General features: G+C 43.8%; 16 protein-coding genes. 6 read left to right on the forward strand and 10 right to left on the reverse strand.

The window, feature by feature from the left end:
• Positions 1 to 18: 18 nt before the first annotated feature.
• A complete protein-coding gene (locus tag ASF99_RS00480; protein ID WP_055966462.1) occupies positions 19 to 483 on the reverse strand; it encodes an SRPBCC domain-containing protein in 465 nt (154 codons plus the stop codon).
• 111 nt (positions 484 to 594) lie between these two features.
• On the opposite strand from ASF99_RS00480, the gene ASF99_RS00485 reads away from it, so the two are divergent.
• The 4 genes from ASF99_RS00485 (at position 595) to ASF99_RS17185 (ending at position 3,040) form a co-directional block, all read left to right on the forward strand.
• On the forward strand, positions 595 to 1,050 hold the full coding sequence (locus ASF99_RS00485; RefSeq protein WP_055966463.1) for a hypothetical protein: 456 nt from the start codon (positions 595 to 597) through the stop codon (positions 1,048 to 1,050).
• Positions 1,047 to 1,325, forward strand: coding sequence for a hypothetical protein (locus ASF99_RS00490; protein WP_055966469.1), 279 nt, complete (start codon positions 1,047 to 1,049; stop codon positions 1,323 to 1,325). Before ASF99_RS00485 ends, ASF99_RS00490 begins: the two co-directional genes overlap by 4 nt.
• A gap of 5 nt (positions 1,326 to 1,330) precedes the next feature.
• A complete protein-coding gene (locus tag ASF99_RS00495) occupies positions 1,331 to 2,794 on the forward strand; it encodes an ArdC-like ssDNA-binding domain-containing protein (RefSeq protein WP_055966472.1) in 1,464 nt (487 codons plus the stop codon).
• Positions 2,795 to 2,878: 84 nt separating this feature from the next.
• Positions 2,879 to 3,040: a hypothetical protein gene (locus tag ASF99_RS17185; protein WP_156357171.1), complete on the forward strand. Its 162-nt coding sequence runs from the start codon at positions 2,879 to 2,881 to the stop codon at positions 3,038 to 3,040.
• A 100-nt stretch (positions 3,041 to 3,140) separates the two neighbouring features.
• Here the strand turns inward: ASF99_RS17185 and ASF99_RS00500 are convergent, their stop codons facing one another.
• The 7 genes from ASF99_RS00500 to ASF99_RS00530 all read right to left on the reverse strand — a co-directional run bounded on the left by ASF99_RS00500 (position 3,141) and on the right by ASF99_RS00530 (position 7,055).
• A complete protein-coding gene (locus ASF99_RS00500) occupies positions 3,141 to 4,016 on the reverse strand; it encodes a hypothetical protein (RefSeq protein WP_055966475.1) in 876 nt (291 codons plus the stop codon).
• Between the two features lie 126 nt (positions 4,017 to 4,142).
• Positions 4,143 to 4,595, reverse strand: a complete 453-nt coding sequence (locus ASF99_RS00505) for a hypothetical protein (protein ID WP_055966477.1) — start codon at positions 4,593 to 4,595, stop codon at positions 4,143 to 4,145.
• A gap of 60 nt (positions 4,596 to 4,655) precedes the next feature.
• On the reverse strand, positions 4,656 to 5,216 hold the full coding sequence (locus tag ASF99_RS00510) for a DUF5067 domain-containing protein (RefSeq protein ID WP_055966479.1): 561 nt from the start codon (positions 5,214 to 5,216) through the stop codon (positions 4,656 to 4,658).
• Between the two features lie 21 nt (positions 5,217 to 5,237).
• Positions 5,238 to 5,462, reverse strand: coding sequence for a DUF3006 domain-containing protein (locus tag ASF99_RS00515; protein ID WP_055966482.1), 225 nt, complete (start codon positions 5,460 to 5,462; stop codon positions 5,238 to 5,240).
• Complete coding sequence (locus ASF99_RS00520) at positions 5,459 to 6,292, reverse strand: ComEC/Rec2 family competence protein (RefSeq protein ID WP_143404487.1); 834 nt, start codon at positions 6,290 to 6,292, stop codon at positions 5,459 to 5,461. The genes ASF99_RS00515 and ASF99_RS00520 overlap by 4 nt, the downstream gene beginning before the upstream one ends.
• Before the next feature lie 152 nt (positions 6,293 to 6,444).
• Entirely contained in the window at positions 6,445 to 6,639 is a 195-nt protein-coding gene (locus tag ASF99_RS00525) for a hypothetical protein (RefSeq protein ID WP_055966488.1), read from the reverse strand.
• Positions 6,640 to 6,851: 212 nt separating this feature from the next.
• A complete protein-coding gene (locus ASF99_RS00530; RefSeq protein WP_055966490.1) occupies positions 6,852 to 7,055 on the reverse strand; it encodes a hypothetical protein in 204 nt (67 codons plus the stop codon).
• A 515-nt stretch (positions 7,056 to 7,570) separates the two neighbouring features.
• On the opposite strand from ASF99_RS00530, the gene ASF99_RS00535 reads away from it, so the two are divergent.
• Together ASF99_RS00535 and ASF99_RS00540 are read left to right on the forward strand one after the other, a co-directional pair.
• Entirely contained in the window at positions 7,571 to 7,777 is a 207-nt protein-coding gene (locus ASF99_RS00535; RefSeq protein WP_053451903.1) for a hypothetical protein, read from the forward strand.
• Between the two features lie 76 nt (positions 7,778 to 7,853).
• On the forward strand, positions 7,854 to 8,291 hold the full coding sequence (locus tag ASF99_RS00540; protein ID WP_055966492.1) for a hypothetical protein: 438 nt from the start codon (positions 7,854 to 7,856) through the stop codon (positions 8,289 to 8,291).
• A gap of 614 nt (positions 8,292 to 8,905) precedes the next feature.
• On the opposite strand, the gene ASF99_RS00550 is transcribed toward ASF99_RS00540, so the two are convergent.
• Together ASF99_RS00550 and ASF99_RS17330 are read right to left on the reverse strand one after the other, a co-directional pair.
• The gene (locus ASF99_RS00550; RefSeq protein WP_082318459.1) at positions 8,906 to 9,358 is read right to left on the reverse strand and encodes a JAB domain-containing protein; all 453 of its coding nucleotides are present in this window, start codon (positions 9,356 to 9,358) and stop codon (positions 8,906 to 8,908) included.
• On the reverse strand, positions 9,355 to 9,597 hold a 243-nt coding region (locus ASF99_RS17330; RefSeq protein ID WP_162236792.1), incomplete at its 5' end, for a hypothetical protein. The genes ASF99_RS17330 and ASF99_RS00550, both read right to left, overlap by 4 nt.

Genomic DNA, 9,597 nt, shown 5'->3' on the forward strand with positions numbered 1-9,597 from the left:
ATGACAACCAGAATTTTTTTATCGACGATTCATTTGAATCGCATAGTCACTCAAACGCTGGAATTCTTCATTGTACATTCGATTCAATCTTGATTTGGAGAGTTTGTAAAGAATAGCATACGCCCATTTCGGTGTATCCACTATCAAATCGATTTGTAGCTCTGTTTGATTCTGTTTCGATTGCAAATGGTATTGACCAATCATCGTTCCGATCTCATTCGCAGTTCTGAGATCAATGAAGGAAGGTGCTTCGATTTTCTCGATCCAAGCATCAGCGGAATACCTTTTTCCACGATGCTCTTGGATGACTTGAAGCTTCTGACCTGCGTATGAATATTGCAATGGTTCTCCGTTTGCATAGATATGATCCTTAGTAATATTGCTCCAACTCAGAATGTGTTCATTCTTCGTCAGGTAATCGTATACCTCTTCAATAGGGGCATCAATCAATAGAATAGAATCGTAAAAATGAACTTTTGACATGTTTGTACCTCGCTTTAACTAATTTATCTGTTCATCATATCATTCGAACGGAGTCCTGTTTCTTTGGCAGCCATTTTTACAGTTCATGATTGTATAGGAAGGAGCATACAGATGGAGGAAACGAAGCAAGTACGAATTCGGATGAGTGATGTGACCGCTGAATTTTTAGAAGAGTATCGGGAGCGAGAACGGTTGTCCGGGATCGGTCCAGCCATCGATCACATCATCCGCGACTATCAGGAGATGATCAAAAAGCAATGGGACTTGAACTATGTCAGTCGTTCCGTCTCGAAACAAATCGAGCAAGAGTTGACGTCTTTTTGGGATGAACAGATCACGAAAAGTCTTTCTCCGTTACGAAAAAGCGTCCAACAGACGGATTTTCAAACACAGGTATTGATCGAACTGGTACAAGCTTTGATGCAGACGGAGAGCATCGAGGACATCATCCCGACGACCGAATACCGTCCCTCTTTCCTCGAGACAGCAGAGACGGCTGTCAAACGGCGAATCGACCAACGCAAGCAACATAAGCATTCGGATAAAGAAAGGATGACTCACAAATGAGACGACTCGAAGCCTTCACACTCGCAACATTTCTCGAATTGCATCCGACCCACGTCACTGTCATGATTCATCAAACGCCCTATGACATTCCCCTTTCACAGGAGGAACACGTACTACTGCAACTCTTGCAGGAAGAACCCTTGGTATTACTTCCGGTATCACGTAATCACCGTCAGTTATTACTCAATCGACTGGCTACCGACCCGATGGTATTAGAAGAGTTGAACGATTTTGAAGGTGCTGCTGATTCGTCCGTTTCGTCGGAAGGGGCGTGAGTGGTATGGCATACAAGAAGAAGACGCGTGAGGATTACCAGAAGGAAGTCCAAGCGTTGACCGATAAGATGGAGACACAGCTCGCCTCCCATTTCGTCAGTCAGGAGAGCATCAAGGAACACCTCGACTTCATGAGCCGGTTCCATCGCTACTCGACGCGGAACATGCTGTTGATCGAGGAACAGTTCCAAGGTGCCCGTGCCGTTGGTTCCTATGCGTACTGGGAGAAGCAAGGTGTCCAGGTCCAAAAGGGTGAGAAAGGGATTAAGATCTTCGTTCCCTCCCCCGTTACGTTCATTAAACGAGAGACGGAGTGGGTGGCGTGGAAAGACGCCACGAAGACGGAGCAAAAACGTGCCAAGGAAGGTTCTCTTCCGACGCGGAAAGCGATGTACTACAAGATTGGTCATGTCTTCGAGTACACACAGACCGATGCTCGGGAGAAAGGACTCGAAGTTTCCGAACTCTTCGCTTCCTATCATCGAAATGGATCGCTTCGTGAGGCGGAATCGTTTCGCCGCGCGTTGAACGGGATTGCTGAGACACAAGACGTAAAAATACTCGATCAGCCACTCAGCGAGCTTGGTACGGCGAAAGGATGCTTCTATCCGGAACTGAACGCGATCGCCCTCAATCCGCGAAATTCGGATATTGAGAACGTAACCATCCTGATTCATGAACTCGCGCATGCCAATCTGCATAACATGGAGCGAAATGAAGAACGCGGAATTGAGTTGAATCCGCATGAGAAGGAATTCCAAGCGGAGATGGTCGCTTACACGGTCGCAGCACACTTTGGTTTTCCGACGGACGAGTTTTCATTGTCGTATCTCGCCAACTGGACGCAAGGCAGAGACTTGCGCGATAGGGAAGACTTGTTGCACGAAGTCCATCAGACATCCGGTCATTTCATCCGTGAGATCCATACTGCGCTCGAGCAGGAGCAAGTCTTGGAACGCGAAGCATCACCTATTAAAATAATTGAGTACATCGAACAGAAAGCACAGATCACCGAGCACGGATTACCGTTAACCGAACGATTGGAGCAAATCATGCAACATTCATCGGAGGACGTCGGTGCTTACCTGACGAGCATCGCTAAGCAGGACACGCAGCAAGATCTATCGTCTTTTGACGAACCGATGATGCTCGTCCATGGAGCGACAGATTTTTTCGAGCCGTTCGCAAAAGCCAACGATCGGGACTTCGACGAACATGAGACCGTCGCCTATACACTCGTCATCCCGGGCGAAGAACCGATCAGCCAACACTTCCGCGTCCTCGATGATGCGATGGGACCGTACCATCACATCCTGAACACAGAAGTCGTCAGTAAGGAGACCGAACAAGTACTTGAAAAGGCATGGTACGACGAGATGATTTCGACGGAAGATCGTGATTTAGAAAAGGTCCGACAAATCGTGACGCGTCAATTCAATGTACCAGAGCAAGATTTCCGTAGCCGTTAAAAACATGTCCTCTCCTCTTTTAAAATCAAGTACTATAAAAAAGTAGGATAAAACTGACAATACAGACAAGACGGAGGATTGACCATGACTAACAATCAAGCAATTGCTTATGCTGTTATCGCAATGGAGCAACTCGGCTATACACGTGAACAAATCGAAAAGGTCCAAGCGAGTATGTTGTCTGAGATGGACTGGACAGATGAAAAAACAGCAGAAAAGAAAGCAAACGCAATCTTAAACGGATAAAGTTGAAGATGAAGAGCCACAGTGCCTAAACTTAGGAGTACTGTGGCTTAGTTTTATAGAGTTGTTTTTTTAGATATAGAGATTTCTAAAATTCAGCTTATCACTTCATAAAAGGAAGACTGTAAACTAATTCTGAAATACCAGTAACGATTGTTATAAAATCTGCATAGCCAGTTAATGTACTTGAAGCCTTTAAGGAAACTAGATAAGAACGTATTCTACCTTTTTTAGGCTCTGATTTCATCATTTCTTCACGAATTCCCTCTACTAGCTCTGAAACCTCTTGTTTTTCATTCCTCTGATCTTCACCATAAAACAGTTCTGTTTTCTGAAGTAATTCAGTTAACAAACAATCTAGTTGAATTGCTGATTCTTTTTCAATCGTTTTATTTACATTCATAATAAACTCATTATTGCTACCAAAGGCAGCTTGAATATGGTTATCAGATCCGTAAACTGTTATGTTCTGGTTCTGCTGATGTCGATCACTCATATAATCTTTCAACCTTTCTGCTGCATTTGAAGCATCCATTAAACTTACGAATACATCTCTTCCTTCATGATACAATCTTTCAATCATTAGAAAATTTGAATCTTGAAAGTTTGCGCCACTCCATCGATCAACAATGTCATGATATACCGTGCCAAATTGATGATTACTTAATATTGATATTCTACCGATATTGTTCAAAAGATTTACATCTCTTATAAAAATTGAATCAGCATTTATACTTTTTATAATTACGTTCAAATCACTTATAAACGTATTTAGTTTCCTTGTTGCTCTTTCGTACATTGCTCTGAGGTTGAATGGCACTGTTTGATAGTAATTATTTTGTTTTAGCTCACATATTGTCTTATCAAATAGACTTAATGTTTCCTCAGAAAAAACAACCCATTTTTCTAAATCTTCAATAATATCTGCTAAAGTTTGGTCACTGTATTCAGAAGATCCTCCAAAAATACTTTGCGCCATAAATGTACCTCTTTTTCCCTTATCTTTTTCTTCGTGTCTTAAAATTAATTTATCTACACGATCACCACATATATATCTATCATCGTCCCAGCCTTCGTATCTAACTCCTTACTAATTCTTATACGATCAACCATATACAACATATTCATATCTTCTTTTCCCGCCTAATCTCTCACACTTTAAGCCATGATTATATTCATATCCATTTATTAATAGAACATCTAAGCTATACGCTTTAATCTCTCTATATCGTCTCTCTCTCTTATAGAATGGAATACATTCAAGATGCTCCAGGTATTTATATTTTGCATACTCAACATCAAGCCCACGGTTAACTAACAAGATATATCCAGCACGTTTGCCACCTGACATGGCAATGTTGTAAGCTGCTTTAATCATTACATGATTCGTTTTAAGCCTTAGTTCATCTAACTTCTTGCTAACTGGTGGATACAATAACCTTGCGATCTCGTTTAACTCTTTCAATTGCTGGTCAGTCATTTCCTCATCACTATACATCTTGTATAGTCTTAGATACTCTAATTCGTATTCAGATAACCACCCGATGCGATCCGGCATAATAACACCTCCGATTTAAGAATCTATATTTAAAAGAAATTATGAACATCTTCAGAATCCTCATTCAAGTTCAATCTTCTTCTCCCCTAGATCTTTTCCTGATAATCCTTGAGTTGCTTTCAAGGTGACGACTGCCTTCGGGTCCTCGATATCGTAAGCCATAATCCCTTTTGCAGTACCACCTGGTTTGATATCATCCAGCTGATGCTCTAAATAAGAAGCATACTTCTCTTCTTGTGGCGTCATCCCTACCTCTAACTTATTGATTGTATCCGTTCCTTCCTGTGTCGCTTCGAAGCAAGCAATCCAGACATTCATCCCATTCAGTGGCTTCTTGCTGTCGTTCGTCGTCTCATATGTGAAAACGATTTGTGGTTTTTCGCGGAAATACTCTTTACTTGGCTCAAGTACTTCTGTCGAAAGAATCTTGACGGTCGCCATGTCGATCTTTAACGTGTCGTCTTTGAAATAGACATCTTCTTTTTTCGGTTCTGCCACCTCGACCTTTTCAGTCGGATTCGCTGCTTTTTTCGGTGGATCTTCTATTGTCTCTTGTGTGCCGCATCCAACGAGTGATAACCCTAACCCAACGATGACGACCGCTTGTCCTAACTTATTCATCTGCTTCAGCTCATTTCTTTTTTAATCTTCCCATAGTTCTTCCATCAGCTCATCGATTTCATTCGAGAGTCGCTGCCGTTCACGGTCGTCCTTCTCGATATGACCATACTCATCCATCCAGATGACATCACCGGACTCCACCGTCATCGGAAAGCGGGAAATCAGAATGTCGCGCATCCCATCGTCGAACTCGACGACGACCCACTTCCCTTCAATTCGATCGATAATCCCTTTTCGCTTACTCATTTCGACTTCTTGATCGTGTAGGACGATCCGTTCCCTTCAAAGACGATCGTGCCACTCTTATCCGTCCGCAGCATCGTCGCCTTCGCGCGCTTCAGGTTTGTCACGACTTCCTTCGTCGGATGACCATAGGCATTCTTCCCGACACTGATGACGGCGTACTTCGGTTTAACGTACTTGAGGAACGTCGCACTCGTCGATGTCTTCGCCCCATGATGCCCAACCTTGAGGACGTCTGCACGTAGCGTCTTCTTCTTCGCGATCATGTCTTGCTCCGACTTCAGTTCCGCGTCTCCCGTGAACAGGAACGTGTTCTTCTTATAGGCGACATGTAGGACAGCACTCCAGTTGTTCAAATCACTCTTCGCATACTCTTTAACCGGTCCGACGAATTGCGCCTTTACGCCTCCTTTGACCGGAAGCGAGACGCCAGCCTTTGCTGTCTTAATCGTCAACTTCTCGCGCTTAACCGCCAACAAGAAGTCCTTGTAGGCTTGCGTCGTGTGCTTGACCTTCGGTGCATAGACGCTCTTGACCTTGAATGAGTCGAGGACTTCATCGAGTCCCCCGATGTGATCGGCATCTGGATGCGTCGAGATCAACACCTCGATGTCACCGACCTTCTGTTTCTTCAGATAAGTGACGAGTGCATCGCCTTTCCCTTTATTGCCGCCATCGATGACGATATCTTCACCGCTCGGCATCTTGATGTAGATCGCATCGCCCTGACCGACATCGATATAGTGGACCTTGATTTTCGGTGTCGCTGCCTCTGCGCCTTGCAGTGGTCCAACGAGCAATCCAATACTTGCGAGCGCTAAGCTAGCCCCCATCCATTTTCGCTTCACCTTTCATCGCTCCATTCTCGATTTGTAAGTTATCTTCAGTATACAGTGAATACCAGGATAAAGTTGGTTATATTTCCCACCCACTTATTTTTATTGATAGGTTAGTTTATATGTAAGTCTATACAAAAAAACAGACCTTAATGGGTCTGCTTGTTAAAGTGTGTCTGCATGAAGTCTGTCAGTCGATCAACATCAATGAACCATGTCACATGCTCAACCGAACCATCCACTTCTCGTACGAATCGAAGCTGGGCATCAATCAATGTTACCTTATCTGGTACCTGTTTCTCCTTTGCTTGATCCATGACCTCAAACATCTCAATTATACTCATGTACTCCACCCCTAATCGTTTTGTTAAGCACAGCATAGAATGATTTTAGAGTCTGTACGAATTACCTTAGATAAGATAAGCGAAATGATATGTAAGATAACTGGGTCATTACGAAACAATGTACGATTAATTTTTCACACATAAAAAAAGAAACGACCTTTTGAAGATCGTTACTGTCATAAAAATGATTAGTGTTTCCTACGCACATCGAATCAATAGAGATAAATAAGTACACCTACGATCAAAATGAACGGAACCAATAATATCTTACCGGTCCGGCTCAAAAAGCTCTTCTTTTCTTTTGTAAACAAGAAGTCGATCAATAAGAAAATTCCAAATGCAATCGGTACGAGGTAGAGTAGAGGGGCATTTGTAAGTGCTGCACCTAATACATCAGTCGATCCGTCAAATTTCATATGTAGTTTCTCCTTTTTAGATATCCTCGCATACGACACATCATTCACGACCGAAGCACTAACGACGATCTCATACGTGGACAAGAATCTTTCCTTTAGTATGCCATTCCTTCCACTAAACCCTAACCTTTTATTTTTCTTTTTATAATTCTATGTAACGCTCCGTGCCCTCCGTCGCAAGGAACAGGAACGTAGAAATCCCTCGCGCAGGCGAGTCGCAGCTCTCGTTATCGGTTCGAAGCAGTGCGATGAGGATGTTGCTGTGTGCAGCCTACAACCTCACGCATGAGCTCGAAAGTCTTTATGTCGTCCGCATTACTATGGAAACATCAATCCTCTATCCATAGAACTCCGTCCATTCACTCACTTCTTCGCTCATCCATGCATTGCAAAACTTCTTCAATTCTGTCACAAAATAATTTTTCCAAAATATAACTTTGTATACAATTGTAAATTACATAAAATCGTTATATTATAAAAGGTAATAAAGTATTGTGAACGTATGAAGAGTAGAAATGCTTGTATCTGGAAAAGTATATTTATTTGCAACAATCCATGATGAGAAAATGGATTGGCACAACCCAGTTCCTGCTTATGGAGAAGTTCTTATTGAAGATGGCGAATATATTCAAACTGTAGTTGATACGTATGAAACTGCATTTGAGAATCAAACGATCTCACCTATCATGGGGAGACACGATGAACTCGAGTTAAAAGAATGATTTGTTGAGGAACAAGCCACTCAATAAGAACACTTAAACTTTTTTAAAAATAATCTTTATCAAAGGAGAGCGTTTTATGGGTAAATTTAAATGGATGGGTGTTTTAGTAGTATTGGTTGTTCTATTTTTTGTGTTTGACCCTTTTCGTGGGGAACCACCAAACCCCAAAGTAGAAGCACAAGGAAAAGATATTCCAACGGTTCAAGGATCATTTTGTTGGGATGGTCTATTGCGCAACCAATGTGTCGATAAAGTATATGTCGACGGACTCGATATGACGAAAAAAAGCAAACCAACTGTAGTATCCTCAAATAAAAAAATCAATATTTCGTTTGAAGACGAACCGGAATCTATTGAGATCGTTCGTTGGAAAGATAAGCAAGATGCTGAAAAAGTTACTTTAACTGGCGATGCCGTTACTGTCCCGAAAGAAACAGGAACGTATGCCTATGAAATCAAAGCAAAGTGGTCCAATGGTGACGGACAATTCGCTTTTTTGGTTAAAGTAGACTAACCCCCTCCCCTTTCCCCATACTTCCTCTTCTACCAACAGTCAATTGGCTGTTGGTTTTTTTTATTAATAACCAAGTATTTGTGATAAGACCTATATTTTAAATTAATTATTTCTATTTTTAAAACGCTCCGTGCCTTCCGTCGCAAGGAACAGGAACATAGAGATGCCTCGCGCAGGCGAGTCGCAGCTCTCGTTATCGGTCCGGCAGGAGGGCAGCGGTGCGATGAGGATGTTGCTGCGTGCAGCCTACAGCCTCACGCATGAGCCCGAAAGCTCTTCTTGAGTTATACAATCAGTAGAAAGAAGATCACTACCTATCTACAGGAGGATTGATTCACTTCAATCAACTATCTCTCCTCGAACCTTCATCCACTCCACTACTTGTCTCACTACTGCATCCTCTATCACACCCTTCTACATAGAAGAGACCAGATGTACTTTCTCACCCGCAGTGGATCCATCCACTGCGGGTCTCTCATTGCCCTTGGATTCGGGACGAATCCATTCCTTACTCGCTTGCGCTCTCTCAAAAGAAAAACGACATCGTTTTTCGTCCATGCCCTCGCGCGCGGACAGGACGGGGTTGTCCCGTCCGTCTACGCTTATCATCCTCTTTACAGAACACCTTGTGCTTTCAAACTGACGTATTCTTCTCCGGCACCGACGATGATATGGTCGAGCAACTGAATACCGACGATGCGTCCGACCTCAACGAGCCGTTCGGTCACCTCAATGTCCTCCCGTGATGGATGTGGGTCACCGCTCGGATGCTGATGGCTGACGATGAGCGACGTCGCATTGTTGAGGATGGCGGACTTAAAGATTTCTCTGGGATGGACGACGCTCGAATTGATACTTCCGACGTGTGCACGATGGACAGCAATGACGCGGTTCTTCGTATTGAGTAGGATGACAAGGAACACCTCACGGTCATCGTCCTGGATGAAGCGTTTGGCGACACAGAACGCGTCCTCGGGTGACGTGATGTGCGTCGTCTCGAGCGCGACGTCCGGCTCACGAACCTCTTGGCGGATACGAGTGATTTCAACGAGTGTAGTCAGTTTCATGGGAAAGCTCCTTTCGCGAGTGGGATGCAGTCCGACACGGTGCCGTCACGGTGCCGTCCTGTTGACGGGAACGCAGCGAGCGTCGCGAGACGGCGCAAGGGTGACCGCAGGGAAAGATCAAAAAAAGCGGACAGCGCACCGGGACGAAGGCTTCCGGAGCCCGCGAGCGAAAAGCTTTGCTTTGAGCCAAAACGCGGAGGAAGACGAGGAACGGCAGCGGCTTTTTTTGATGGCCCTTG

Origin of the sequence: Exiguobacterium sp. Leaf187 (assembly GCF_001423925.1) — a bacterium.
Taxonomy (GTDB): domain Bacteria; phylum Bacillota; class Bacilli; order Exiguobacteriales; family Exiguobacteriaceae; genus Exiguobacterium_A; species Exiguobacterium_A indicum.